25 protein-coding genes are annotated in these 24,904 nt (G+C 64.3%); 14 read left to right on the forward strand and 11 right to left on the reverse strand.

The genetic code is table 11. The annotated features are described in order from the left end of the window. Nucleotides 1-42: 42 nt before the first annotated feature. Nucleotides 43-234 carry a ferredoxin gene (locus B4393_RS06320; RefSeq protein ID WP_030096329.1) on the reverse strand — a complete coding sequence of 64 codons (192 nt, stop codon included), beginning with the start codon at nucleotides 232-234 and terminating at the stop codon, nucleotides 43-45. 229 nt (nucleotides 235-463) lie between these two features. On the opposite strand from B4393_RS06320, the gene B4393_RS06325 reads away from it, so the two are divergent. The 4 genes from B4393_RS06325 (at nucleotide 464) to B4393_RS06340 (ending at nucleotide 5,247) form a co-directional block, all read left to right on the forward strand. After that, nucleotides 464-1,654, forward strand: coding sequence for an acyl-CoA dehydrogenase family protein (locus B4393_RS06325; protein ID WP_070938248.1), 1,191 nt, complete (start codon nucleotides 464-466; stop codon nucleotides 1,652-1,654). A 16-nt stretch (nucleotides 1,655-1,670) separates the two neighbouring features. After that, nucleotides 1,671-2,768: an acyl-CoA dehydrogenase family protein gene (locus B4393_RS06330; RefSeq protein ID WP_078333410.1), complete on the forward strand. Its 1,098-nt coding sequence runs from the start codon at nucleotides 1,671-1,673 to the stop codon at nucleotides 2,766-2,768. A gap of 9 nt (nucleotides 2,769-2,777) precedes the next feature. Then, nucleotides 2,778-4,286: a long-chain-fatty-acid--CoA ligase gene (locus B4393_RS06335; RefSeq protein WP_078333411.1), complete on the forward strand. Its 1,509-nt coding sequence runs from the start codon at nucleotides 2,778-2,780 to the stop codon at nucleotides 4,284-4,286. Between the two features lie 103 nt (nucleotides 4,287-4,389). Then, a complete protein-coding gene (locus B4393_RS06340) occupies nucleotides 4,390-5,247 on the forward strand; it encodes a DUF559 domain-containing protein (RefSeq protein WP_078333412.1) in 858 nt (285 codons plus the stop codon). Between the two features lie 84 nt (nucleotides 5,248-5,331). Here B4393_RS06340 and B4393_RS06345 read toward each other — a convergent pair whose 3' ends face one another. Together B4393_RS06345 and B4393_RS06350 are read right to left on the reverse strand one after the other, a co-directional pair. Next, a complete protein-coding gene (locus tag B4393_RS06345) occupies nucleotides 5,332-6,447 on the reverse strand; it encodes an NAD(P)H-dependent flavin oxidoreductase (RefSeq protein ID WP_078333413.1) in 1,116 nt (371 codons plus the stop codon). 35 nt (nucleotides 6,448-6,482) lie between these two features. Then, on the reverse strand, nucleotides 6,483-8,135 hold the full coding sequence (locus B4393_RS06350; RefSeq protein ID WP_078333414.1) for an acyl-CoA synthetase: 1,653 nt from the start codon (nucleotides 8,133-8,135) through the stop codon (nucleotides 6,483-6,485). Between the two features lie 53 nt (nucleotides 8,136-8,188). Here B4393_RS06350 and B4393_RS06355 point away from each other — a divergent pair, with 53 nt between their 5' ends. Continuing rightward, the gene (locus B4393_RS06355; RefSeq protein WP_030096322.1) at nucleotides 8,189-8,998 is read left to right on the forward strand and encodes a crotonase/enoyl-CoA hydratase family protein; all 810 of its coding nucleotides are present in this window, start codon (nucleotides 8,189-8,191) and stop codon (nucleotides 8,996-8,998) included. A gap of 15 nt (nucleotides 8,999-9,013) precedes the next feature. Next, nucleotides 9,014-9,649, forward strand: a complete 636-nt coding sequence (locus tag B4393_RS06360; RefSeq protein WP_078333415.1) for an LON peptidase substrate-binding domain-containing protein — start codon at nucleotides 9,014-9,016, stop codon at nucleotides 9,647-9,649. Here the strand turns inward: B4393_RS06360 and B4393_RS06365 are convergent. After that, nucleotides 9,646-10,677 carry an LLM class F420-dependent oxidoreductase gene (locus B4393_RS06365; protein WP_078333416.1) on the reverse strand — a complete coding sequence of 344 codons (1,032 nt, stop codon included), beginning with the start codon at nucleotides 10,675-10,677 and terminating at the stop codon, nucleotides 9,646-9,648. The two genes, B4393_RS06360 and B4393_RS06365, sit on opposite strands and share 4 nt — an antisense overlap. A gap of 77 nt (nucleotides 10,678-10,754) precedes the next feature. On the opposite strand from B4393_RS06365, the gene B4393_RS06370 reads away from it, so the two are divergent. From B4393_RS06370 to B4393_RS06385, 4 genes are read left to right on the forward strand one after another with little or no spacing between them, the layout of a single operon-like run. Next, nucleotides 10,755-11,753, forward strand: coding sequence for a Zn-ribbon domain-containing OB-fold protein (locus tag B4393_RS06370; RefSeq protein ID WP_109558427.1), 999 nt, complete (start codon nucleotides 10,755-10,757; stop codon nucleotides 11,751-11,753). After that, nucleotides 11,753-12,808 (forward strand): thiolase domain-containing protein, encoded by a 1,056-nt coding sequence (locus B4393_RS06375; RefSeq protein WP_078333418.1) that lies wholly within the window; start codon nucleotides 11,753-11,755, stop codon nucleotides 12,806-12,808. The genes B4393_RS06370 and B4393_RS06375 overlap by 1 nt, the downstream gene beginning before the upstream one ends. Nucleotides 12,809-12,810: 2 nt before the next feature. Continuing rightward, entirely contained in the window at nucleotides 12,811-14,001 is a 1,191-nt protein-coding gene (locus B4393_RS06380) for a thiolase domain-containing protein (protein WP_109420743.1), read from the forward strand. A gap of 3 nt (nucleotides 14,002-14,004) precedes the next feature. After that, nucleotides 14,005-14,406 carry a nuclear transport factor 2 family protein gene (locus B4393_RS06385; protein WP_070938239.1) on the forward strand — a complete coding sequence of 134 codons (402 nt, stop codon included), beginning with the start codon at nucleotides 14,005-14,007 and terminating at the stop codon, nucleotides 14,404-14,406. 63 nt (nucleotides 14,407-14,469) lie between these two features. Here the strand turns inward: B4393_RS06385 and B4393_RS06390 are convergent, their stop codons facing one another. Next, entirely contained in the window at nucleotides 14,470-15,816 is a 1,347-nt protein-coding gene (locus tag B4393_RS06390) for an FAD-dependent oxidoreductase (protein WP_078333419.1), read from the reverse strand. 122 nt (nucleotides 15,817-15,938) lie between these two features. Between B4393_RS06390 and B4393_RS06395 the strand changes: the two genes are divergently transcribed. Further along, nucleotides 15,939-16,427 (forward strand): nitroreductase family deazaflavin-dependent oxidoreductase, encoded by a 489-nt coding sequence (locus B4393_RS06395; protein ID WP_078333420.1) that lies wholly within the window; start codon nucleotides 15,939-15,941, stop codon nucleotides 16,425-16,427. A 5-nt stretch (nucleotides 16,428-16,432) separates the two neighbouring features. Here the strand turns inward: B4393_RS06395 and B4393_RS06400 are convergent, their stop codons facing one another. Continuing rightward, nucleotides 16,433-16,954, reverse strand: a complete 522-nt coding sequence (locus B4393_RS06400) for a gamma carbonic anhydrase family protein (RefSeq protein ID WP_078282360.1) — start codon at nucleotides 16,952-16,954, stop codon at nucleotides 16,433-16,435. A 150-nt stretch (nucleotides 16,955-17,104) separates the two neighbouring features. On the opposite strand from B4393_RS06400, the gene B4393_RS06405 reads away from it, so the two are divergent. Together B4393_RS06405 and B4393_RS06410 are read left to right on the forward strand one after the other, a co-directional pair. Then, nucleotides 17,105-18,304, forward strand: a complete 1,200-nt coding sequence (locus B4393_RS06405) for a Rieske 2Fe-2S domain-containing protein (protein WP_070938236.1) — start codon at nucleotides 17,105-17,107, stop codon at nucleotides 18,302-18,304. A gap of 61 nt (nucleotides 18,305-18,365) precedes the next feature. Further along, a complete protein-coding gene (locus B4393_RS06410; protein WP_078333421.1) occupies nucleotides 18,366-18,806 on the forward strand; it encodes a hypothetical protein in 441 nt (146 codons plus the stop codon). Nucleotide 18,807: 1 nt separating this feature from the next. Here B4393_RS06410 and dtd read toward each other — a convergent pair whose 3' ends face one another. From dtd to B4393_RS06435, 5 genes are read right to left on the reverse strand one after another with little or no spacing between them, the layout of a single operon-like run. Further along, nucleotides 18,808-19,239, reverse strand: coding sequence for a D-aminoacyl-tRNA deacylase (gene dtd / locus B4393_RS06415; RefSeq protein ID WP_078333422.1), 432 nt, complete (start codon nucleotides 19,237-19,239; stop codon nucleotides 18,808-18,810). Nucleotide 19,240: 1 nt separating this feature from the next. Beyond that, nucleotides 19,241-20,539: an FAD/NAD(P)-binding protein gene (locus B4393_RS06420; RefSeq protein WP_078333423.1), complete on the reverse strand. Its 1,299-nt coding sequence runs from the start codon at nucleotides 20,537-20,539 to the stop codon at nucleotides 19,241-19,243. A gap of 28 nt (nucleotides 20,540-20,567) precedes the next feature. Continuing rightward, nucleotides 20,568-21,743 (reverse strand): sulfotransferase family protein, encoded by a 1,176-nt coding sequence (locus B4393_RS06425; RefSeq protein WP_078333424.1) that lies wholly within the window; start codon nucleotides 21,741-21,743, stop codon nucleotides 20,568-20,570. Nucleotides 21,744-21,759: 16 nt separating this feature from the next. Then, nucleotides 21,760-22,545: an SDR family oxidoreductase gene (locus tag B4393_RS06430; protein WP_078333425.1), complete on the reverse strand. Its 786-nt coding sequence runs from the start codon at nucleotides 22,543-22,545 to the stop codon at nucleotides 21,760-21,762. Next, a complete protein-coding gene (locus B4393_RS06435) occupies nucleotides 22,545-23,717 on the reverse strand; it encodes a DUF1214 domain-containing protein (protein WP_078333426.1) in 1,173 nt (390 codons plus the stop codon). Before B4393_RS06435 ends, B4393_RS06430 begins: the two co-directional genes overlap by 1 nt. 119 nt (nucleotides 23,718-23,836) lie before the next feature. On the opposite strand from B4393_RS06435, the gene B4393_RS06440 reads away from it, so the two are divergent. Then, nucleotides 23,837-24,760, forward strand: a complete 924-nt coding sequence (locus B4393_RS06440; RefSeq protein ID WP_078333427.1) for an IclR family transcriptional regulator — start codon at nucleotides 23,837-23,839, stop codon at nucleotides 24,758-24,760. Nucleotides 24,761-24,904: the final 144 nt, after the last annotated feature.

Raw genomic sequence — 24,904 nt, forward strand, 5'->3', positions numbered from 1 at the left:
CGCTCGTTCGAGCTCCCAAGCCGGGGTGATTTACGAATGCCTCTAGTCTTTGCGAATCAACGCGGCGCGTGGGCACTCCGCGATCGCCTGCTCGACCAGATCCTCCTGATCGGCCGGCACTTCCTCCTGCAGGATGACGACATAGTCGTCATCGTCGACGTCGAACACCTCCGGAGCGATCCCGAGGCATACCAAGTTGCCTTCACAACGGTCAGGAATTACACCGACACGCATTGGAAACCTCCTCATCGGAGTCTCCGGCTCCATGAGCCGACTCCGTCGTCTAGCTGGGCTGTATCGCCAGACTACGACACGTGACCATCGACACAACCCTGGCGAGGCCAGGGATCTCGGGGCCGCGATTGTGCGATAGCGTCGCGTCTGGACTCCCTAGACTAGAACGTGTTACAACTCATGTGTCAATGTGGGTCACACTTGAGGTCCACAGCAGCGGAGGTCACACATGCACATCGCCTACACGCCCGAGCAGGAAGAGCTGCGCCGCGAGCTACGCGCGTACTTCGACAAACTGCTGACCCCGGAACGGCGCGAGGCCCTTGCCTCGAATCAGGGTGAATACGGAAGCGGCAACGTCTACCGCGAGACCGTCGAGCAGATGGGTGCCGACGGATGGCTCGCGCTGGGCTGGCCCAAGGAATTCGGCGGGCAGGACCGTTCGGTGATGGATCAGCTGATCTTCACCGATGAGGCCGCGATCGCCGGCGCGCCGGTGCCGTTCCTGACGATCAACAGCGTCGCGCCGACGATCATGCATTTCGGCACCGACGAACAGAAGAATTTCTTCCTGCCGAAGATCGCCGCGGGCAAGCTGCACTTCTCCATTGGGTACTCCGAGCCCGGCGCCGGCACCGACCTCGCCTCGCTGCGCACCTCGGCGGTCCGCGACGGCGACGACTACGTCATCAACGGTCAGAAGATGTGGACAAGCCTCATCGAGTACGCCGACTACATCTGGCTGGCGGTGCGCACCAATACCGAGGTCAAGAAGCATCGCGGTATCTCCATGCTCATCGTGCCCACCACCGCCGAGGGTTTTTCGTACACCAAGGTCCGCACCATGGCCGGGCCCGGCACCAGCGCCACCTACTACCAAGATGTGCGCGTGCCGGTCACAAGCCGGGTCGGCGAAGAGAACGCAGGCTGGAAGCTGGTCACCAATCAGCTGAATCATGAGCGCGTGGCGCTGGTTTCGTCGGCACCGATCATCACCGCCCTGCGTGAGGTGCGCGAGTGGGCCCAGAACACCAAAATCCTGGGCGAGGGCCCAGGATCTCGGATCATCGATTCCGAATGGGTTCAACTGAACCTGGCCAAGGTGCATGCCAAGGTCGAGTACCTCAAGCTCATCAACTGGGAGCTGGCCTCCAACACCGATGCCGCCCCCTCCCCTGCCGACGCCTCGGCCACGAAAGTCTTTGGCACCGAATTGGCCACCGAGGCCTACCGCCTTCTGATGGAGGTTCTCGGGACAGCCGCGACGCTGCGGCAGGGCTCTCCGGGGGCGCAGCTGCGCGGCCGCGTCGAGCGGATGCACCGGGCCTGCCTGATCCTCACATTCGGCGGTGGCACCAACGAGGTTCAGCGCGACATCATCGCGATGACTGCCCTCGGCCAACCTGCGGCAAGCCGCTAGAAGGGATTGCAGAACAATGGATTTCACTCTTACCGAGGCGCAGACCGACCTCGCCGGCCTGACTCGCACCATCGCGGCGGCGATCAGTACGCCGGAGCGCCAGAAGGAACTCGACAAGCAGGACAGCAGGTTCGACTGGCAGTTGTGGGCCAAGCTCGCCGAGGCCGACATTCTGTCCACCGCGTCCCCCGAATCGGTGGGCGGCGGCGGATTCGGCGTCCTGGAACAGTCGTCGATTCTTGTGGAACTGGGTCGTGAACTCGCCGCTGTTCCGTATCTGGAGTCGGTGGTGCTGGCGGCCGGAGCCCTCGCCGCGTTCGGTTCCGAAACCCTGCAGAATGATTGGGCCGCACCCGCCGTCGCGGGCAAGAAGGTCTTGACCATCGCGCTCGACGGTGAGCCCGGCGAAGGACCGGTCGCCGCCCGGACCGAAGGCGCCGGCTACGTCCTGACCGGCAACCGGGTTCTGGTGCCCTTCGGCGTCGAGGCCGACGGGTACCTGGTGCCCGCCGAGACAGAGACCGGTACCGCCGTGTTCCTGGTGTCCGCCGCCGACGCCGGCGTCACCCAGGAAACCCTGCACACCACCGGTAAAGACAGCTCCGCCGAGCTGATCCTGTCCGAGACCCTGGTCCCCGCCGAGCGCAAGGTCGGCGGTGTCGAGGTGGTGGAGTGGCTCAGGCTGCGGGAATCCTTGGGCCACAGCGCCTACCAGCTTGGAGTGCTGGAGCGCGCGCTGGAGCTGACCGCCGACTACGCGCGCACGCGCGAGCAGTTCGGCAAGCCGATCGGCGGCTTCCAGGCGGTGGCGCAGCGACTTGCCGACGGGTACATCGATGTCAAGGGTCTGCGCCTGACGCTGTGGCAGGCCGCCTGGCGGGTGTCGGAAGACTTGCCAGCCGATATCGACGTCGCCACCGCGAAGTTCTGGGCTTCCGATGCCGGGCACCGTGTCGCGCATACCGCGGTGCACGTGCATGGCGGCGTGGGTATCGACGAGGACCATCCGGTGCACCGTTACTTCCTGGCCGCCAAGCACAATGAGTTCGCCTCGGGCAGCGCGACGGAGCAGCTGCGCCGGATCGGGCGCGAGCTCGCCGACACCCCTGCCTAGTATCGAGTGGTGAGCACCGCCCCGGAAGAAGCCACGGTCACTCAGCTGCTGACGAGCCTGGTAGATGTCGAGGACCGGGGTCTGCACTTCGAGGGCTCGTTTACGTCCTGGCGTGACCATGTGACCGAAAGCCGCCGTCTGGCTTCGGTATTGCGTGCCCGCCTGGATCCCTCAAAGCCGCCGCATATCGGTGTGATCCTGGAGAACACGCCGGGTTTCGCGCGCCTGCTTACCGCGGCCGCATGGGGTGGTCTAGTGCTGGTGGGCTTGAACTCGACACGACGCGGATCGGCATTACAGCGTGATGCCGAGCTTGCCGATTGCCAGTTCGTCATTACGGATGAGTCCGATACCGTCGCCGACTCGCATCATCCGCTGATCGAGATCGCCGATGTACGCCCCGATGACCTGTTCATGCTCATCTTCACCTCGGGCACGAGCGGGGACCCCAAGGCTGTCCAGATCACCCACGCCAAGGTGGCCTCTGCCGGAATCATGCTGTCCTCGCGGTTCGGTCTCGGTACCGCGGATGTCTGCTATCTCTCGATGCCCATGTTCCATTCCAACGCGGTGCTCGCGGGATGGTCGGTGGCCGTCGCGGCGGGCGCCTCGATTGCACTGCGGCGCAGGTTCTCCGCATCCGGCTTCCTCGCTGATATCCGCGAATACGGGGCAACGTACGCCAACTACGTCGGCAAGCCCATGTCCTATGTGCTGGCGACACCGGAACAGCCCGACGACGCCGAGAACCCCTTGAAGATCATGTACGGCAACGAGGCGGCGGCCGGAGACACCGACCGATTTGCCAAGCGGTTCGGCGCGTTTGTGGTCGACGGATTCGGGTCCACCGAGGGCGGTGTTGCCCTGGGGTGGGCGCCCGGCACTCCCCCGGGCGCGATCGGGCCACTGCCTGCCGACGTTCGCATACTCGACGTCGAGACCGGCAAGCCTTGTCCCCCTGCGATTTTCGATGTCAGTGGCAAGCTGGTCAATGCGGCGGAAGCGACCGGTGAGCTGGTGAACGTCACCGGCCCCGGGCGGTTCACCGGCTACTACAAGAATCCCGAGGCCGATGCCGAGCGCATGGTCGGCGGCCAGTACCGCAGCGGCGACCTCGCCTACGCCGACGAGAACGGGTACGTGTACTTCGCCGGGCGCCTCGGCGACTGGCTCCGCGTCGACGGCGAAAACCTGGGCACCGCACCGATCGAGCGGGTGCTGCTACGTCATCCGGATATCACCGAGGTGGCGGTCTACGGCATTCCCGATCCCACCGTCGGCGACCGGGTGATGGCGGCGCTGGTGACACGCAACGGATTCGAGCCGTCAACGCTAGGCGGATTCCTTTCCACCCAAGAGGATCTCGGGCCCAAGCAGTGGCCGTCAGTCGTCAGGGTCAGCGAGAATCTGCCACGTACCGCGACGTTCAAGGTGATCAAGCGTCAGCTGTCCGCCGAGGCGCTGGAAACCAGCGACCCGCTGTGGGAACTCGACCGCGGAACCTACGCCCCCCACTAACCGCCTCCCGCGCCGAGTGTGCGAATCCTGTCGAAATCCCGTCCACAATCGACACAATCTGCACGTTCGAGTGGCTGTCGGTGGTCCGTGCCAGTCTGCGCCTATGGGGGAAGTACCGTGGCCGTTCATCGGAACCGAGGCGCTCGCGAACCGTCTTGTCACCGGATACGCCCTGCGGCGATTCACCGCGTTGTACCCCGGAATCTACGTACCCGAAGACGCCGAGGTCACACCACTCCAGCGAGCGGAAGCAGCGTGGCTATGGTCCAAACGCCGGGGAATCGTCGCCGGCGTATCCGCTGCCGCGTTGCATGGCACCAAATGGCTACCGCGGGATGCCCCTGCTGAACTAATCCACACCAATCGCCGCGCTCCACACGGGATTTCGCTATGGAGCGACATTCTGCCCGCCGACGAGCGGACTGTGGTCGACGGGCTACCCGTCACCACACCCGCACGAACGGCATACGACATCGGGCGGCGAACCTCGGGCGACCTGGCGGTAGAACGTCTGGACGCTCTGATGAACGCGACCGGACTTTCCGTCGCCGATATCGAGGCAGTGGCCGCACGCCATCGCGGCGCGCGGGAGCTCAACCGTCTCACCCAGGTACTCAATCTGGTCGACGGCGGCGCCGAGTCACCATGGGAGACACGCACCAGACTCATCGTGGTGCGCGCAGGCTTCGCAGCTCCACAGACTCAACTCGTTGTACGTAACCGCTTCGGCGACTTCGTCGCGCGGCTCGATATGGGGTGGAAGGACCACAAAGTGGGTATCGAGTTCGACGGCGCCCAGCACTGGACGAGTGCGGATCAACGGACCCGGGATATCGATCGCGCCACCGAACTGGCCGCCGAAGGGTGGCGCATCATTCGGGTGAGCTCGGACATGGTCCGCCATCGGGCCGGCACGATCGTCTCCCGGGTCGCGGAAGCATTCACTGCGCTGGCCGCGTAAGTCGAGTGTGCGATTCCTGTCGAAATCTCGGCAGGAATCGCCACAATCCGCACACTCGGTGCGGAACCGAGCCAGAGTGAGACGCTAGCCGCGGATCTCGTTCAGCCTGTCGACCGCGCTCTCGAAACCAGCCACGAGGTCAGCCACGATCTCGGCGGTGGGCCGAATCTCGTTCATCCGCCCCACGATCTGTCCGGCTGGGAAGCATACCGTCTCCGGATCGTGCGCACGATTCATCCGCTCATGCGCCCCACTGACCAGAATGTTCTGCAGCGGCATGGGCAGCGGTGTCGGTGCGCCCTCGGCATCCCAGGCCTGCGTCCACTTGGTCTTCAGCAGTCGCGCAGGCTTCCCGGTGTAGATGCGGGTGCGCACGGTGTCGCTGGAAGTCGCCTTCAGCAGCGCCTGCTGCACCACGGAATCGCCACCGGCAGTGACGGTTCCGAGGTCGTACTCGGCCGCGGTCAGCCAGATCGAGCCGGTCCACACGCCCGAGGCGCCCAGCGCCAGGGCCGCCGCCGCCTGCCTACCGCTGCCGATACCGCCGGCCGCCAGCACCGGGGCGCTGCCGTCGAGGGCATCCACGATCTCGGGCCAGAGCACCATGGACGCAACGTCGCCGGTATGTCCACCGGCCTCATAGCCTTGGGCCACCACGATATCGACGCCGTTCTCGACATGCCGCTTGGCATGCTCGGCCTTGCCCGCCAACGCCGCGACCGGCACACCATGCTCATGGGCCTGGTCGATCACGTCTTTTGGCGGAGAGCCCAGTGCATTGGCGATCAGCTTGATCGGGTGCTTGAGCGCGACCTCCACATGCGAACGCGCCACCGAGTGTAGCCAGCCCAGCACACCGGCCGACTCCCGTTCTCCCGGCAACGGCGGCACTCCCAGATCGGCCAGTGTCTTCTCGACGAAGTCCTTGTGTCCCTGCGGGATCAGCTTGTCGATATCCACCGCGGTACCTTCGGTGGGCACCTTGGCGGGCATCACGATGTCGACACCGTAGGGCTTGCCGTCGGTGTTCTCGTCCATCCAGTTCAGAACGGCGTCCAACTCGTCGGGATCGTTGAAGCGGACACACCCCAGCACACCCATGCCGCCCGCGCGGGTGATGGCTGCGGCGACCTTTTCCGATGGCGTGAAACCGAATATCGGGTAACGGATTCCGAACCGTTCACAGAGGTCGGTGTGCATGGATGAGCCGCTTGCGCGAAGACCGTCAGACATGCTCAGGCTCCCGTGTTGACGTGCTTGGTGTTCACGAGGTCCACCTTCTCGGACTCCGAGATTTCCTTGGCCCAGCGGTAATCGGCCTTGCCAGCTGGGTTGCGCTTGACGGTGTCGACGATCCAGACGCTGCGCGGCACCTTGTACCCGGCAATCTCCTTGCGCGCATGGGTGTCCAGGTCTTCGAAGGTCAGCTCCACACCGGCACGCACCGCGATGACGGCACCCACATGCTGGCCCCACTTCTCGTCGGGCACACCGACAACAACCGCATCGAACACCGCGGGGTGGCCCTTCAGGACGCTCTCGACTTCCTCGGGGAAGACCTTCTCGCCGCCGGTGTTGATCGATACCGATCCGCGACCCAGCATGGTGACGGTGCCGTCCGCTTCGACGGTCGCCCAGTCACCGGGGATCGCGTACCGCACACCGTTGAACGTCTTGAACGTCTCGGCGGTCTTCTTCTCGTCCTTGAAGTATCCGACCGGAATGTGACCACTCTTGGCGATGAGTCCCCGCACCCCGGAACCGGGCTGGATGGGATTGCCTTCCTCGTCGAGAACCGTTGTGGTGGAGCTGATCTTGACGGTCGGGCCGCCGGGGTGCATCTGACCCTTGGTGACGGTGGAGAGCCCGCCGGTGCCGGTCTCGGAGGCGCCGATCGCATCGGTGATCACCCGGTTGGGCAGCAGCTCCAGGTACCGCTCCTTGACCGTCTGCGAGAAGAGCGCGGCGCTGCTGGCCAGCACCCACAGTGAGGACAGATCACGCGCGCGGCCCACCTCGGTATCCAATGCGTCGATGAGCGGCCGGCCGATGGCATCGCCGGCGAAGAACAGCATGTTGATCTTGTGCTTCTCGATGAGTTCCCACACCTCTTCGGGGTTGAACTCGGGCGCCAGCACGGTGGTCCGTCCCTGGAACAGGGCCATGAAGGTCGCCGCCTGGGTGGCACCGTGGATCATCGGCGGGATGGGGAACCCGATGAACGGTGCGGCCTCGGCGCCCTGTTTGGCCAGATCCCATTCACCCTCGATGTACTCGCCGGTGACGTAGTTGATGCCACCGAACAGCGAGCGGTAGATGTCTTCGTGCCGCCACATCACACCCTTGGGGAAGCCGGTGGTGCCTCCGGTGTAGATCAGGAAGATGTCGTCGGAGCTGCGCTCGGCGAAATCACGTTCCGGAGATCCCTGCGCCAGCGCATCGGCGAACGCGACGCCGCCGTACGGCGAGTAGTCGAGGTCGGTTCCGTCCTCGACAACAATCGCGGTCTTGACGTTCGGCGTACTCGGCAGCACGTTCGCGACCTTGTCGCTGTAGCGGCGCTCGTGCACCAGCGCCGCCATATCGGAGTTCTCGAACAGGTAGTGCAGCTCGGCTTCGACGTACCGGTAGTTCACGTTGACCGAGATCGCGCGGATCTTGACGATGGCCGTCAGCGCGACGACGATCTCGATGCCGTTCCGGCAGTACAGGCCGACCTTATCGCCCGGGCCCACGCCCTGGCTCTGCAGATAGTGACCGAGCCGGTTGGACTGCTCCTCAAGCTCGGCATATGTCAGCTTCCGGTCGCCAGAAATGATGGCAACACGATCGGGCATAGTGTCGATTGCATGCTCAATGAGGTCGGCAATGTTAAGGGCCATGCCCATAAATTAGAACGTGTTACATTTTTAGACAAGCCCCGGCCCAATGAAGGAGCCTCATGACGGACACAGTGACCGAACAGGACGCCCCGCACGCCCTGGTGGAACTCCGCGATCACGTCCTCATCGTGACGATGAATCGTCCGCACGCACGCAACGCCCTGTCCGGGGAAATGCTGGAGATCATGACCCAGGCCTGGGACCGCGTCGACAACGATCCCGACGTTCGCGTCTGCATCCTGACCGGCGCGGGCGGGTATTTCTGCGCCGGAGCGGACCTCAAGGCCATGAACAAGCGCGCCCCGGGCGACCAGTTCTCCGACGGCAGCTACGACCCGTCCGTCATCCCCGGTCTACTCAAGGGCCGCCGCCTGACCAAGCCATTGATCGCGGCGGTCGAGGGTCCCGCGATCGCCGGTGGCACCGAAATCCTGCAGGCCACCGATATCCGTGTCGCCGGTGAGAGCGCCAAATTCGGTGTCTCCGAGGTGAAATGGAGCCTGTACCCGATGGGTGGATCGGCCGTGCGGCTACCCCGTCAGATCCCGTACACGGTCGCCTGCGACATCCTGCTCACCGGTCGGCACCTCAAGGCCCCGGAGGCCAAGGAAATCGGGCTCATCGGCCACGTCGTCCCCGACGGTCAGGCACTGGACAAGGCCCTGGAGCTTGCGAACATGATCGCCGCGAACGGCCCCCTGGCGGTGCAAGCGGTCCTCAAGACCATCCGCGATTCGGAAGGCCTGCACGAGAACGAGGCGTTCAAGGCCGACACCAAGGTCGGCATCGGCGTCTTCACCAGTAACGACGCCAAGGAAGGCCCACGCGCCTTCGCCGAGAAGCGCGCCCCCAACTTCACCGGCACATAAACCCGCACGCATAGTGTGGGCGGCGTGACGCCCATGTTCCCGCTGCAGTCGGTACTGCTGCCCGGCGAGCCGCTACCGCTGCGCATCTTCGAGCCGCGCTACGTCGCCCTGGTCCGCGACGTGATGGCCGCCGACCACACCTTCGGTGTCGTTCTGATCGCGCGTGGCCGAGAGGTGGGTGGCGGAGATGTCCGCCATGACGTGGGGACCGCTGCCCGCGTCCTGGACTGCGAGTCGCTGGGCGCCGATCGATTCTCGCTGCGCTGCGAGGGTGCGCACCGAATCCGGATCACCCGCTGGCTCGACGACGATCCATACCCACGCGCCGAGACAGAATCGTGGCCCGATGAACTCGATGGACGCGTGCTGCCGTTGAGCGCCCTCAATGAGGTGCAGATACGCATCGAGAACCTGCTCCGACGGGTCGCGACCGCGCAGCAGGTGCGGCTTCCCCGCCGATGGTCGGTAGCCACCGGCCTGCCCAGCGGTGCCGAAAAACGGCTGTACGCGTTGGCATCTCGCGTACCGATGGGACAGGCCGACCGGTATGCCGTACTGGCGGCGCCGACGCTCGAGAAGCGGGTCCGTGCGCTGAACGAGGCCGTCGACACCGTCGATGCGATGCTCGACTTCCGGGAGACCGAACGCTAGGTCAGCGCCGACAGTTGCTTGACGTGCTCGACACTGCGGCAACCGACCACCAGCATGGTGACTCCTGCCGCCTCCCACGCCGCGATCTGCTCGCGCACCTCGGTCTCGGTTCCGACGATCGTGGTGTCGAGCACCAGCTCGTCCGGAATCGCTTCGGCCGCTTTGTCCTTGCGGTTGGTACGGAACAGCTCGGTCACCTCGTCGACCACCTCGCCGTAGCCCATCCGCCGATATACCTCGGCGTGGAAGTTCAGCTCGACCGCGCCCATGCCACCGATATACAAAGCGGAGAACGGCTTCAGCTGATCGAGTACCGAACGGCGATCCTCGGTGACGATCACCTGCGCGGTGGCGGCGATCTCGAAGTTCTCGCGGGTGCGCCGGGCGCCGGGGCGCGAGAAGCCTTCGTCGAGCCACTCGTTGTACATGTCTGCCAGCCGCGGCGCGTAGAACATGGGCAGCCAGCCGTCGGCTATCTCCGCTGTCAACGCCACATTCTTCGGCCCCTCGGCACCGAGAAAGATCGGGATGTCAGAACGCAACGGATGCACGATCGACTTGAGGGGCTTACCCAGCCCGGTGGCCTTATCCCCGGTCAGCGGCAGCGGATAGTGCGGACCATCGCTACGCACCGGCGCCTCACGGGCCAGCACCTGTCTGATGATGTCGATGTACTCACGGGTGCGGGCCAGCGGTTTGGGGAAGGGCTGCCCGTACCAGCCCTCGACCACCTGCGGTCCGGATACGCCCAGGCCCAGGATGTGGCGGCCGCCGGAAAGATGATCCAGCGTCAGGGCAGCCATGGCGCACGCCGTAGGCGTCCGCGCGGAAAGCTGAATCACCGAGGTGCCCAACCTGATACGGCTGGTGTCCGAGCCCCACCAGGCCAACGGGGTGTACGCATCCGAGCCCCAGGCCTCGGCGGTGAAGACGGCGTCGAATCCGCCCTCTTCGGCGGCGGCCACCAACTCACGCGCGTTGTCCGGCGGTGAGGCCGACCAGTACCCCAGCTGCAATCCGAATTTCATGGGTCAGTTCTACCTGACGAGATATGCCGCGACCACCACCCTTGCGAAAAAAACTAGAACTTGTTCTACTCGGAGGTGTGACAGCCAGCCAAAGCAGCACAACCGAGCTCTCCTCCCCGCTGCCGCTCCTTTCAGCACCCCTCGAACTGTCTTTTGACTACACCCGTTCGGTGGGTCCCACCCTCTCCAAGTTCTTCACCGCCCTGCGCGATCGGCAGATCGTCGGCACCCGGGGCAGTGACGGCCGGGTCCACGTACCCGCGGCCGAGTACGACCCGGTGACCTACGCGCCACTGACGGAGGTGGTGCCGGTGTCGAGTGTGGGCACGGTCCAGTCCTGGTCATGGCAGCCCGAGCCGCTGGAGGGCCAGCCGCTGGCCAAACCGTTCGCCTGGGCACTGATCAAGCTCGACGGTGCGGACACCGCGCTGCTGCACGCTGTGGATACCGGGGCCGCAGGTTCCGCCGGAATCGAGACCGGCGCCCGCGTGCACGCGGTGTGGGCCCACGAGACCGTCGGCGCCATCACCGATATCGCCTACTTCGCCCTCGGGGAGACGCCGCAAACCACTGCGGCCCCAGCCCCCGATCAGGAACCGGTGACCATGCAGGTGACGCCGATCCGCCTGGAGGTTCAGCACATCACCTCCCCCGAGGAAAGCGCCTACCTGCGCGCACTGGCAGAGGGCAAGCTACTCGGCGGACGCACCGGTGCCGGCGGCCGGGTCTACTTCCCGGCGCGCGGCGCGGATCCGCTGACCGGCGAACCCACCTCAGATCTGGTGCAGGTGGCCGACAAGGGTGTCGTCACCACCTTCGCGATCATCAACATCCCGTTCCCCGGGCAGCGCATCAAACCGCCCTACGTGGCGGCGTATGTACTGCTCGATGGTGCCGATATCCCGTTCCTGCACCTGGTCTACGACATCGACCCCGCCGAGGTACGGATGGGCATGCGAGTCGAAGCCGTGTGGAAACCCAAGGAGGAGTGGGGATACGGGATCGACAACATCCAGTACTTCCGCCCGACGGGTGAGCCCGATGCCGACTACGAGACCTACAAGGACCGGGTGTGATGACTGAAGTAGCCGTGGTGGGCTTCGCCCACGCCCCGCACGTAAGGACCACCGAAGGCACCACCAACGGTGTCGAGATGCTGGTGCCCTGCTTCCGGCAGATCTACGCAGAACTCGGAATCACCAAGTCGGACATCGGCTTCTGGTGCTCGGGTTCGTCCGACTATCTGGCCGGGCGCGCCTTCTCGTTCATCTCCGCGATCGACTCCATCGGTGCGGTGCCGCCGATCAACGAGTCCCACGTGGAAATGGACGCGGCGTGGGCACTGTACGAGGCGTACATCAAGATCCTGAGCGGTCAGGTCGAGACCGCACTTGTCTACGGATTCGGAAAGTCCTCCGCCGGCACTCTCCGCAGAGCCCTTGCCCTGCAGACAGATCCGTACACCGTCGCGCCGCTGTGGCCCGACTCTGTGTCGATGGCAGCGCTGCAGGCACGGCTTGGCCTGGACTCGGGCAAGTGGACCAAAGAGCAGATGGCACAGGTCGCCCTGGACGCCTTCGGCCGCGCACAGCGGGTGGACTCCGAGGCTCCGGCATCGAGTGTGGATGAGCTGCTGGCACGCGACTACTTCGCCGACCCGCTACACAAGCACGATATCGCGCCGATATCCGACGGCGCCTCGATCATGGTGCTGGCCGCGGGTGATCGCGCCCGTGAACTGCGCGAGAATCCGGCCTGGATCAGCGGTATCGAACATCGCATCGAGACCCCGATCCTCGGTGCCCGAGACCTGACGGCCTCTCCGTCGACCGCCGCGTCGGCTGCCGCCGCGACCGGCGGCGACACCGGCTCCATCGAAGTGGCGGAATTGTACGCACCCTTCAGCCATCAGCAGCTGATCCTCGCCGAGGCCATCGGCCTCAAGGATTCCGCGACTGTCAACCCGTCGGGTGGCGCGCTGGTGGCCAATCCGATGTTCTCTGCCGGACTGGAACGGATCGGCTTTGCCGCACAACATATCTGGAATGGTTCGGCACAGCGGGTGCTGGCTCACGCGACCAGCGGGCCCGTACTTCAGCAGAACCTGGTCGCTGTGCTGGAGGGTAAGTAATCGTGGGTGCATCCAAGAATCTCGCTGCCGTCATCGGCACCGGGCAGACCAAGTACGTCGCCAAACGGCACGACGTGTCCATGAATGGCCTTGTCCGCGAGGCCATTGACCGCGCCATGGCCGATGCCGGCGTGGGCTGGGACGATATCGACGCAGTCGTTGTGGGCAAGGCCCCCGACTTCTTCGAGGGTGTCATGATGCCCGAGCTCTTCATGGCGGACGCGATCGGCGCGACCGGGAAGCCGATGATCCGGGTGCACACCGCCGGCTCGGTCGGTGGCTCCACCGGCGTGGTGGCGGCCAGCCTGGTGCAATCGGGCAAGTACCGCCGGGTCCTCGCGCTGGCGTGGGAGAAGCAGTCCGAATCGAATGCCATGTGGGCGTTGTCGATTCCGGTCCCCTTCTCGGTGCCGGTGGGCGCGGGCGCGGGTGGCTACTTCGCCCCCCATGTGCGTGCCTACATCGAGCGCTCCAAGGCTCCGCTGGATACGGGGGCCATCGTCGCCGTGAAGGACCGGCTCAACGCCGCGAAGAATCCGCTGGCACACCTGCAACAGCCCGATATCACCGTCGACAAGGTGATGGCCTCGCCGATGCTGTGGGACCCGATCCGCTTCGACGAGACCTGCCCGTCCTCTGACGGCGCCTGCGCGATCGTGGTGGGAGACGAAGAAACAGCGGATCGTCGTATCGCCGACGGTCACACGGTCGCTTGGGTGCACGCCACCGCGCTGCGTACCGAGCCCCTCGACTACACCGGTCGCGACCGGGTGAACCCGCAAGCCGGACGCGATGCCGCGGCGGCACTGTGGCGCGATGCGGGAATCACCAGCCCCATCGACGAGATCGACGCCGCGGAGATCTATGTCCCGTTCTCGTGGTTCGAGCCGATGTGGTTGGAGAACCTGGGATTCGCGGCCGAGGGCGAGGGCTGGAAGCTGACCCAGGCCGGCGAGACCGCGATCGGGGGCAAGATCCCCGTCAACGCTTCCGGCGGCGTGCTCTCCTCGAATCCGATTGGAGCCTCGGGTCTTATCCGATTCGCCGAGGCTGCCATACAGGTGATGGGCAAGGCCGGCGACCATCAGGTGCCCGGCGCCAAGAAGGCATTGGGTCACGCCTACGGCGGCGGCTCGCAGTACTACTCGATGTGGGTCGTGGGTTCTGAAAAGCCCGCAGGAAAGGGACAGTAAGGCATGAGCCTCGCAGACGAAGCCGGCAAGCGTTCCCGTGCGGCCGTCGAAGCCCGCGATAAGCAGGCATGGGTGGACAACTTCGCCGAGGACGGCGTGGTGCAGGACCCGGTCGGTCCATCGCCGTTCAATCCCGACGGCAACGGGCATCGCGGCAAGGAGGCCATTGCTGCCTTCTGGGACAACATCATCGCCCCCACCGAGAAGCTCGATTTCATCTTCGACAACACCTACGACTGCGGTACCCATCAGGCCAATGTCGGGCGAATCATCACCACCATGAACGGATATCAGATGACGGCCGAGGGTGTGTTCACCTATGAGGCCAATGAAGAGGGCAAGCTCGTTGTGCTCCGCGCCTATTGGGAGTTCGACAAGGTCGCCGGGACCGCGAAGAAGGTCTAGCCACACCGAATACACATAAAGGCCCCCCGCGCTCAAGGCGTCGGGGGCCTTTATGTCTTCACGCTAAGAGGCCTGGCGCCCAGCGCTGATCATCTCCTCGCGCGGTACCACTTTGATGCGTTCACGGCCCTGCTCCTCCCCGAGTGCCACTTCATGAGCATCGAGCCGTTCCCACTCCTCCCAGGTGGTGTAGTCAATCCCGCTTCCCCGCAGATGCGCGAATATCGCATCGGGGTCCGAGATTTCGGCGGGTTGGATACCCGGGAGGTCTGCGAGCAGGCTCGCGATCGTTTCGGCGGCGTCGGATTTGGTGTGCCCGATCAATCCGACGGGCCCGCGCTTGACCCACCCCGTGACATAGGTGGACTCGATCGGGATTCCGTCGATGTCGAGCACCCGGCCCGCGTCATGCGGGACGACCCCGGCGTGGTGGTCGAATGGGAGATCGGCCAGGTGCGAGGAGATATAGCCGACCGCACGATAGACGGCCTGCACCGGCCAATCGGTGAATTCGCCTGTTCCCCTGACGGTTCCGTCGCCGATGAGCTCCGTGCGCTCGGTACGCAGGCCCTCCACGCGGTCGATCCCCAGCACCGCTGCGGGCGACTGGCACAGGTGGATGTGGATACGGTGCGGCGCGCCGGTGGGCTCCTGATCCAGGTACTTCATCATGGTGTCGACGACAAGCTTGGTGGCCTTGCTGGAATTGATGGCCTGCTGACTGCCCTCGTCGATCTCGAATCCCTCGGGATGCACGATGACATCCACACTCGGCGAGTGCGACAGTTCGCGAAACTCCATGGGGCTGAACTTGATCTGGGCCGGGCCGCGCCGTGCGAAAACGTGCACATCGGTGGCCTGATTGAGCACTAGCCCCTGGTAGACGTTGGCGGGGATCTCGGTGCTGAGCTGCTCGTCAGCGGGTTTGGCCAGCATGCGCGCGATATCGAGGGCCACGTTCCCGGCGCCCAACACTGCGACGCTCTTGGCAGTCAGCGGCCAATCCCTCGGAACATCGGGGTGACCGTCGTACCAGGAAACGAAGTCGGCGGCGCCGTAGCTTTCCGGAAGATCGATACCGGGGATATCGAGCCCGCGATCGGCGCGGGCGCCGGTGGAGAAGATCACCGCATCGTAGAAGCGCCGCAGCTCCGAGAGTTTGATATCGGTGCCGTAGTGGACGTTCCCGATGAACCGAATCTCGTCACGCGAGAGCACCCGGCGCAATGCCTTGATGATCTCCTTGATGCGCGGATGGTCGGGAGCCACGCCATAGCGCACCAGGCCGTACGGGGCGGGCAGCCGGTCGAAGACGTCGACCCGCGCCTGCTCGTGCTCCTTGGTGAGGATGTCGGCGGCATAGATACCGGCCGGACCTGCGCCGATGACCGCGACTCGGATCTTCCTCATGCCATCCCCTTGCGATTTAGAATCTATTAGGTAAGGCAAGCCTAAAAAGGATCCAAGCAAAAGTGGGACTCACGTCCAGAGATCCCGATCACACCCCGATCGGATCCCAGTAGCCTGATCGCGTGGTTATCGCCCTCGTCGTCATCGGTGTCGTCGTCGCCGTACCGCTCGCGCTGTTCTCACTGGTCGTGGCCGGCATACGGCTCCAGAACCGCCCCATTCTCAATGCCATCCGGCGGTTCAATCGTGCCGTCACCAACCCGAGGATCATGTCGACCGCCGGAACGGACGCCACCTCCACGGCCGTCATTCGGCACATCGGCAGACGCAGCGGCCACACCTACGAGACCCCTGTCGAGGCCTTCAGCGCGACCGACGGCACGGTGCTGATCCTGCTGCCCTACGGACAGTCGGCCGATTGGGTGCGCAACGTGACGGCCCAGGGCAGCGCCGAATTGCTTCGGGCGGGCGAACAGCTCAGGCTGTCCCATCCGCAGGTGGTCCCCACCGCCGAGGTCCGCACACAGCTGCCCGCCAAGGAGCAGCGGATGATGCTGCTGTTCAACGTCCCCGAATGCCTGCGACTGACACAGGAACCGGAGCGGGCGTAACGCCGCTAGTTGTCCAAACCCGTCAGATAGCGCTTGCCCAGCGCCTGATACGCGGCCGGCACACCCTTGGTCAGGAACTCCGCCGGGGTTCCCGCGACGGGCCCCTTGACCTTCGCGGGCGAGCCCATGACCAGGACGTCCTCGGGAATGTGAGTGCCACCGAGCACCAGCGAGCCCGCGGCCACCATGCTGCGCGAGCCGATGGAGGCGCCGTCGAGCACGGTCGCGTGGTTGCCGATCAGGGCGCCATCGCCCACGGTGCAGCTGTGCACCAGGCACATATGCGCCACCGTGGCTCCCTCACCGATATCGACCGGCATCCCCGGGTCGCTGTGCAGTACCGATCCGTCCTGAATGTTGGCGCCCGCCCTGATGACAATCGGGGCGTAATCGGCACGGATGACGGTGTTGAACCAGATCGAGGCGCCGGCTTCCACCGTGACATCTCCGATAAGACAGGCGGTCGGCGCGACGAACGCCTCGGGGTGGACGCTGGGGCTTTTTCCGTCGAGTGAGTACAAAGGCATCGAAATACCCTAGCGACCCTTCCCTAAGTGCCTTATTTCCGCTTGTGGCAGGCACATTTCTTGCGCCACCGGGGGGCAAAACTGTAACATGTTCTAGTTGAAGGTGGTCGCCACAGCGACCAGCGTCGAAACACTGGAGGCAGCCCCGCCATGAGCACAGATACCGCAGGAATCGGCGTTCGCGAGATCGACGTCGGCGAGCTCCCCACCCGCTACGCGCGCGGTTGGCACTGCCTGGGCGTCGCAGAATCTTTCCGGGACGGAGAGCCGCACGCCATCGACGCGTTCGGCACCAAACTGGTCGTATTCGCCGATAGCCACGGCGATATCAAGGTGCTGGACGGCTACTGCCGCCACATGGGTGGCGATCTGTCCCAGGGCTCCGTCAAGGGCGACAATGTCGCCTGCCCGTTCCACGATTGGCGCTGGGGCGGCGACGGCAAGTGCAAGCTTGTTCCGTACGCCAAGCGCACCCCCAAACTGGCCCGCACCCGCAGCTGGACCACCGATGTGAAAAGCGGTCTGCTGTTCGTCTGGCATGACGCCGAAGGCAACGGTCCGACGGATGATGTTGAGATTCCAGAGGTTCCGGAATATGCCGATGACGGCTGGACCACCTGGGACTGGAACACGATCGTCATCGAGGGTTCCAACTGCCGCGAAATCGTGGACAACGTCACCGATATGGCGCACTTCTACTACATCCACTTCGGATTCCCGACGTACTTCAAGAACGTCTTCGAGGGCCATATCGCCTCGCAGTACCTGCGTACCGTCGGTCGTCCCGATGTGCAGCTGGGCGGTTCCTCGCAGTACACCGGCGAGCAGATCCTGGATTCGGAGGCCTCGTATTTCGGGCCGTCCTTCATGATCAACTGGCTGCACAACAACTATGGCGGGTACAAGGCCGAATCGATTCTGATCAACTGCCACTACCCCATTGATCAGAATTCCTTTGTGCTGCAGTACGGCGTCATCGTCCAAAAGCCCGCCGGCATGGACGAGAAGATGACCGGCAAGCTGTCGCGCGCCATGACCAAGGGTGTCGGGCAAGGCTTCCTGCAGGACGTCGAGATCTGGAAGAACAAGACCCGCATCGACAACCCGCTGCTGGTCGAGGAGGACGGCGCCGTCTACCAGATGCGCCGTTGGTACTCGCAGTTCTACGTCGACAAGGCCGACGTCACGGCCGAGATGACGGATCGGTTCGAGCTGGAGATCGACACCACGAAGGCCAACGAGTTCTGGCACGGTGAGGTCGATGAGAACCTGAAACGCCAAGCGGACGAGAAGGCCTCCGCAGAATCTCAAGCCAAGGCAGAAGCTCCCGCCGAGGCGACGCAAAGCTAGTGCTATGAGCGAAGTTTCAGCAGGGTCTTCCTTGACTGAGAAAAATACCAGCCCGCCTTCGGTGGAGGAGCTGGCTCAGTCGATGCTGGCTTTGCATGGCGCCCATGGGGAAGACGAGGCTCACGATTCCGCTGGATCGGGCAGGCCGAACGGCCAGTGGTCGAAGGCTCCCGCATTCGAAAACAATCCGGAGCAGGCCGCACTCCTGCACGAGGCCACCGAGAGCGACAAGCAGCGGTATCTGACCTCCGGCCTGCAAGAGGTCGACTGCCGGTTCTGCCACGGGTCGGTGATGGTCAAGAAACTCAGCCTCAATCACACTGCTGTGCAATGGAATACCGCGGCGGCCGGGCGATGCGCCTTCTTCGCACAAATGCGTGAGGAGGGCACCAACACGGCCCGGGTGCGCGGATGCCCGCGTCTTTCCGACAGCATCGCGCATGCCGTCGCCGAGGGCTGCCTCGATCAGATCTGCACGGCCGCTCCCCCCGGAGACGGCTGACCTACAGCTCCAAGAGCAGCGTCACCGGACCGTCGTTGACCAGTTCGACCTGCATATCCGCGCCGAACACCCCCGTTTGGACCTGCGCACCCAGGTTTCGCAGGGCAGCCGCGAATGCCGCCACGATAGGTTCGGCGACGCCTCCGCGCGCCGCCGCGTTCCACGCCGGACGGCGCCCCTTCTTCGTGTTGGCGTACAACGTGAATTGGCTGATCACCAGGATCGGGGCATCCAGGTCGGCCGCGGACTTCTCGTCATCGAGAATGCGGAGCTGCCACAACTTCTCCGCGAGCTGCGCGGCCTTTTCGGCGTCGTCGTCATGAGTGACGCCGACCAAGGCCAGTAGTCCCTGACCTTCGGGGCGGATCGCGCCCACCACTTCCCCGTCGACAGACACGGCTGCGGAAGCGACCCGTTGCACCAGAACACGCACGCTAGGACCCTATCAGCGCCGCCATACCTTCGGCCTGTGCCCTAATCTCTGCGAATGCCGTTGTTTCCCATAGATTCCCACGCCGAAGCGGCCCCAGTGCCCACAGCGGTGCGTGCCCGGGAAGCAGTCTTCCCACCGGATCGGTGTCCAATCCCAGGTTCAGTGGTCCCGGCCACGCCAGCCCGTCGGCCAGCAGCCGGCTCCATAGCGGATCCGTGCCTGCCGTGATGTCGTACTGCGGTCCCGTGCAATTGATCACCGCGCGTACATCGAGAACCTGCCCTGCGGACAAGGTCGTCGTGACTCCGCGGCCCGAGACCACGGCATCTACCAGCTCGCCACGATGGATGCGCAACACACCCCCGGCGATATCCCCTTCAATCTGCGCGGCAGACTGCGGCGCCATTCGGTGCCGGTGAATGTCCCACAGCCTGCGGTACTTTCGCAGGAAGATCCCCCGCTCGTCGGCGGTCATCGCGCCCCACAGCGCGCCCGCCTGAGGACGAAGCGCATCCACAGCCGCACATGCGTCGCCGCCCTGCGCGATCACGTCCCGGACATAGCGCACAGCGCACTCCAGTACCTGGCCATGGTCCATCGCGAACTCAGGTGCCGGTGCCGACGAATACGATCCGTGCGCTCGTGGCAGCAATCCGCTGCGGGAAACCGCGTGCAGGACGCGACCGGGCCGTCGCAATGTGCGGGCAAGGTCGACCATCGTCAAACCCGTTCCGACGAGCAACAGATCGCCGTCATCCGGAAGGTCCTCGAGTGCACCCGCACGCCAAGGGTCCGCGATGAACAACGCACTGTCGCGTAACCAGATTGGGGCCCAGGCTGTTCCGGGCATGGTCGGGCCGGCCGCCAGGATCACGGTATCCGCGTCGACGGTGTCGCCGTTACCCAATGCCACCGAGAGCCCCTCACCTTGCCGTGTCACCGCGGCTGCCCGGCTATGGATACGGCTCACCCGATTGCCGCGCACCTGCTCGAACGCGCTGGAGAGGTAATGTCCGAACAGTCCCCGGGGAACGAAATCCCCGGGGACGGCATCGGGGAGACCGCTATCGGTGAGCCAGTCCACGAAGCCGAGCGGCTCGGCGGAATCGACGCCCAGCTTGCCTGCCGGAACGTTCAGGAGATGTCGTGGATCAGTCGTGCGATACGGAACTCCGGGCCCCGTTTCGGCGCCGGGGTCGATAACGGTCAGGCGCAGTGTCCGTGAGTCGTTGTACCGCAGTAGGTGCAGGGCAGCCATTGTTCCGGCCGCGCCCGCGCCTACGACGGCAATGTGGGTCATCTACCGGCCGTGTGCACGACGACCAGCATCACAGGCCCGCGAAGCGCTCGACCACCGCTTCCTTGCTCAGCCCGTAGTCCGCGAGCGAGTAGACGTGCTTCGGTGCGCGCGGACCCTTTTGGCTTTCGTCGTTCATCTTCTGCATCTCGACCAGAGCAGACGCCGAGAGCTCCAGCCCAAAGTGCCGGTAGATGGATTCGACGGTGCCGATCGGGTCGGAGATGAAGTCGAAATAGTCGACATCGCAGAACTGCGACTCGTCGTACTTGGTGCGCGCGGACTTGAAGGACTCCAGACCCCGGGCCCAGGTGTCGAGCTGATCGGCGCCCAGGGTGGCGCCGACGAACGTATCCGACCAACCCTCCGTCGCATGCTCGTTGAGCGAACAGACCGAGGCGATGATGGTCTCGGCGGGGCGGTGTGTCTGAATGACCAATGCGTCCGGATACACCTCCATGAGTGCATCGAGCGCGAAGAGATGGCTCGGATTCTTGAGTACCCAACGCTTTTCGATGTCGTTGAGGCCGATCAGCTGCAGGTTGGCCTTGTAACGCCGATAGGCCGGTGTCCAGTCCTGCTGCGACAACCACTGCGCATAGGACGGAACATGAGCAAGGCACTCATAGGACACCGAGTGCACAGATTGGCGCAACAGCTGCCAGCATTCCTCGACCTCGCTCGCCGACATGTAGTGCAGACCCATGAATTCCGGGTTCTCCACGTGATGCTTCGAGAACTGCCCCTCCAGCTGCTGGTACACCGGATTGGCATCCCAGGTGTCCCGCGCGGGCCGCGGCTGCGGGAAATCGGCCAGCCACATCTCCAGGCCCTGGTGCATCGGATCGGCGTTGAGAAGGCGATGCAGCGCGGTGGTACCGGTACGCGGCAGGCCGGTGACGAAGATGGGCCGATTGATGGCGACCTGCGCGTAGTCGGGGTGCGCCTTGAAGGCCGCCTCGCTGAGCAGCCGGGCACCCAGGGCGCCCCGGAGAAAGACCCGAGACATCTTGGAACCCAAGGGTGTCAGGCCGGCCTCACCCTGATAGGCGTCCAGCAGGACCCCGAGCGCTTCGCGGTAGTTATCGACCGACCCGTCTCCGAAGTCGTCGAGGCCGATAAGCCGGGAAGCAGACTCGTGTAGATCGTCGACCGTGCCGACACTGGTGCGCTCGGTGCTTGATGCGAACTTCTCATCAAAACTCATACTGATCTCCTTGTGGCTAGGCGTGGAACTCGCCGCAGTTGACATCGAGGGCCTGGCCGGTGATCCCGCTCGCCAAGTCGGAGGCGAGAAACAGCACGGCATTGGCGACCTCATCGGTGGTCGGCAATCGCTTGAGATCGGAGTTGGCCGCCGTGTACTCATAGATCTGCTCGACGGTACCGCCATACTTCTTGGCCTGGTGTTCGAAGTACCCCTTGAGGTTCTCACCCCACATATATCCGGGCACAACCGAATTCACCCGAACTCCCTGTGGACCCAGCTCCGTGGCCAGCGATTGGGACATGGCCAGCAGCGCGGCCTTGGCGATCTTGTAACTGCCATAGCGGATTTGCGAGTGCCGGATGACCATCGAATTGATGTTGACCACCGAACCCTTGGCCGCAGCCAACGCACCGGCGAGCCCCTGGGTCAGACGCAGCGTGCCGACCACGGTGAGCTCGACGCTATCGCGAATGTGTTGATAGTCCGTCTTCTCCAGGGATTTCATCGATGGAATGCTGAAGGCGTTGTTGACGAGAACATCAATGCCGCCGAAGGTCTCGGTGGCGCGTTCGACGAGGTTCGCGACGCTGGCCTCATCGGTGATGTCCGTGGCCACCGCGAGGGCCTTGCGGCCGGCGGCGGCAATTTGTTCTGCCACCTCGTCGAGGCGCGACTGAGTGCGCGCCGCCAGGACGACATCGGCGCCCGCGGCGGCGAACTTGGTGGCCAAGGTGGCGCCGAGGCCGGGGCCGATACCGGATACGACGACAACCTTGCCCTCAAAGGCGAGCAGACTCATCAGCCCAACATCCTTGCGCCGATGGCGGTCTGGCGTTCCGCGATGCGACTGCGCCAGCCCTGCTCGCTGATCTGATTCTGCGGGTAATACGCCAGTTTCGCCGGGACATCGCCGCGTGCGACCACCTCCACGGTCGGGCCGTCGACGGCCGTGAGCTGTCGGTCGGCCCGCTGCCACCGGAATTGGAGGTACGCCCTCCGATGATCAAGCGTCTCAATCCAGTTGGTGACACCAGGATTTCCGTTACTCACCACCATCCGAATGTTCCCGTCCGGGTCTACCTGGGCCTGGCTGGAGTTCAGCGAGGTTTGGTGGTTGATGTAGTCGAGCGAGATGTACCAGAGGCTGCCGAGCTGGAAACCCTGGTACGGCGCATCGGACTTGGGGACGGTGATGATCATCGCCTGGTCGTCAGTGAGGTCATAGTGCCCCACCGAGGAGAACTGCGTCGCCAGCCCGCCAGGTGTGAGCCGCGGCTCGGTCATGGTGTTGACAGGCAGATTGTCGTAGAACCACTTGGGGAACTGCAGCCACGTCTTGACTCGGTTCACCAACTGCTTACCGGCACTGGCGTAACGTTTTTCGATCTGTTCCTTCGTCAGCGGGGCCGGGGCGGTTCCTGCGGTGTCCACCCGCGCGATGGCAAGGCTGCCACGCTGTTCACGCCAATCGCTGTACACCTCACGCATCACCAGCTGGGCCGGTCCCGGCCCCAGGGTGAAATAGTTCGGCCGCGACTCACTGGCCGGCCCGGGACCGAAACGCACTTCGAAGCTGCCGTCGCTTTCGATGTGGATCTCACGGTCGTCGAAGGCAATCGCACTGCCTGGCACGTTCTTGTCGGTGTAGTCACCACCGCCAAGCACCTGAAAACTTAAATCTGCAGTGGTGCCGCGCTTTCCGGTAACCACATACTCGTACTCGCCGTTGACGCGGGCGCCGAAGTAGAGGGTGTCGGGGTTGTCCAACCCCATCTTGGTGAACGGTCCCGTACCGGAGAGCAGGAATGGGTGATCGCGATCGGTATGAAACGCCATGTGCGTGCAGGCGGCTATCCCCTGCGCCAGATACTGGAGTCCCTCGAACAGGTCGGCTTCGGTTTCGATATGGGGGGCCGCGACAATCAGCTCCTCCGCCTCGGCGATCGCGGCGGTGAATGCCTCGCTGTACATGACGCTCCTGACTGGTACAGATTTGTACCGCAGTGGTAGAATCCATTCAGACACTAGAGCGCCCTTGCCTGGTACGTCAAGAATGTCAGGATCTGCGCAGGGGCACAGGAGGTTTCAGGGTGGTCGAGGACCGGGAAAACGGGGCCGGCAGAACGTCGCCGCCTACTGAACGCGTTATGGCCGTGCTCGATTTCCTGGCGAAGCATCGCACCGAGCGCTTCGGGTTATCCGAGTTGGCGCGCCGGCTGGGCCTGAGCAAGCCCACCTGCCTGGGCATCGTGACCACCCTGGCCGAGTCAGGGTTTCTCATCCGGGACGACCGCGACAAGACGTACAGCCTGGGCCCGGCACTCATCCGGATCGGCAGGGCCGCCCAGGAGTCACTGCGCGCCAAACCTGCCAGCCGCGACCAATTGTTAACGCTTACCCGGGAATTCGGGCACACTGCAGCCCTGTCCGCGGTCGTCAGCGATCGGGTGACCGTACTGGAGGTGGTAAGCGATCCGGATCATCCCGTACGGGTGGAGGTGGGCCAAAGCTATCCGTTCACCCCTCCGGTAGGCCTGATGTTCGTGCTCTGGGACACCGACGAGACCATCGCCTCCTGGCTGGCCAAGGACCCGACAGCGCCCGGGCGCACCGCGGATGACCGCCTGCGCAAGGTGATCGACGAATGCCGCGCGGACGGCTACCTCGTCGAACTACTGACCCCCGCAGGCCGGCAGCTCTATTCGCTCATGGCCGGGGTACCCGGTGACATCCCCAATGAGCTGCGCGCACTCCTCGGCGAGATCGTGTCGGGAATCGGCGAACGGGTCTACCTACGCAGCGAGAACTACACCGTCGGCTCCGGCGCCAAGGTGCGCCATCGGGTGAACGTCATGTCGGCACCGGTGTACGACCACAACGGCAAGCAGGCCATGGTCGCCAGCCTCTACATCGCGGACGATCTCACCGACGCGGAGATCACCGTCCGCGCCAAGGCGCTCGTGCGTACCGCGGACGGAATCACCGAACACATCGGCGGCATCAAGCCCGCCTGAGGCGTTTCTGCACGTCAGTTCGCTTTCCATGTTCGGTATTGAGCGAACGGAAAACACTCGATCCGCATCCGCGCGGGCGTTCCGAGTGCCATTGCGCCATTGACACCTCACGAGAACGCGTTCTACTCTGGGCTGGACCGAATA

This window comes from Mycobacteroides franklinii (assembly GCF_002013895.1).
Taxonomy (GTDB): Bacteria; Actinomycetota; Actinomycetes; order Mycobacteriales; family Mycobacteriaceae; genus Mycobacterium; species Mycobacterium franklinii.

What these genes read in the sequence shown, in the direction of transcription:
- B4393_RS06400 (WP_078282360.1), bottom strand. Translation starts at nt 16,954, where the DNA reads ATGCCTTTGTACTCACTCGACGGAAAAAGCCCCAGCGTCCACCCCGAG.
- B4393_RS06330 (WP_078333410.1), top strand. Translation starts at nt 1,671, where the DNA reads ATGGATTTCACTCTTACCGAGGCGCAGACCGACCTCGCCGGCCTGACT.
- B4393_RS06375 (WP_078333418.1), top strand. Translation starts at nt 11,753, where the DNA reads ATGACTGAAGTAGCCGTGGTGGGCTTCGCCCACGCCCCGCACGTAAGG.
- B4393_RS06325 (WP_070938248.1), top strand. Translation starts at nt 464, where the DNA reads ATGCACATCGCCTACACGCCCGAGCAGGAAGAGCTGCGCCGCGAGCTA.
- B4393_RS06340 (WP_078333412.1), top strand. Translation starts at nt 4,390, where the DNA reads ATGGGGGAAGTACCGTGGCCGTTCATCGGAACCGAGGCGCTCGCGAAC.
- B4393_RS06430 (WP_078333425.1), bottom strand. Translation starts at nt 22,545, where the DNA reads ATGAGTCTGCTCGCCTTTGAGGGCAAGGTTGTCGTCGTATCCGGTATC.
- B4393_RS06345 (WP_078333413.1), bottom strand. Translation starts at nt 6,447, where the DNA reads ATGCACACCGACCTCTGTGAACGGTTCGGAATCCGTTACCCGATATTC.
- B4393_RS06390 (WP_078333419.1), bottom strand. Translation starts at nt 15,816, where the DNA reads ATGAGGAAGATCCGAGTCGCGGTCATCGGCGCAGGTCCGGCCGGTATC.
- B4393_RS06355 (WP_030096322.1), top strand. Translation starts at nt 8,189, where the DNA reads ATGACGGACACAGTGACCGAACAGGACGCCCCGCACGCCCTGGTGGAA.
- B4393_RS06405 (WP_070938236.1), top strand. Translation starts at nt 17,105, where the DNA reads ATGAGCACAGATACCGCAGGAATCGGCGTTCGCGAGATCGACGTCGGC.
- B4393_RS06320 (WP_030096329.1), bottom strand. Translation starts at nt 234, where the DNA reads ATGCGTGTCGGTGTAATTCCTGACCGTTGTGAAGGCAACTTGGTATGC.
- B4393_RS06435 (WP_078333426.1), bottom strand. Translation starts at nt 23,717, where the DNA reads ATGTACAGCGAGGCATTCACCGCCGCGATCGCCGAGGCGGAGGAGCTG.
- B4393_RS06420 (WP_078333423.1), bottom strand. Translation starts at nt 20,539, where the DNA reads ATGACCCACATTGCCGTCGTAGGCGCGGGCGCGGCCGGAACAATGGCT.
- B4393_RS06425 (WP_078333424.1), bottom strand. Translation starts at nt 21,743, where the DNA reads ATGAGTTTTGATGAGAAGTTCGCATCAAGCACCGAGCGCACCAGTGTC.
- B4393_RS06385 (WP_070938239.1), top strand. Translation starts at nt 14,005, where the DNA reads ATGAGCCTCGCAGACGAAGCCGGCAAGCGTTCCCGTGCGGCCGTCGAA.
- B4393_RS06350 (WP_078333414.1), bottom strand. Translation starts at nt 8,135, where the DNA reads ATGGGCATGGCCCTTAACATTGCCGACCTCATTGAGCATGCAATCGAC.
- B4393_RS06365 (WP_078333416.1), bottom strand. Translation starts at nt 10,677, where the DNA reads ATGAAATTCGGATTGCAGCTGGGGTACTGGTCGGCCTCACCGCCGGAC.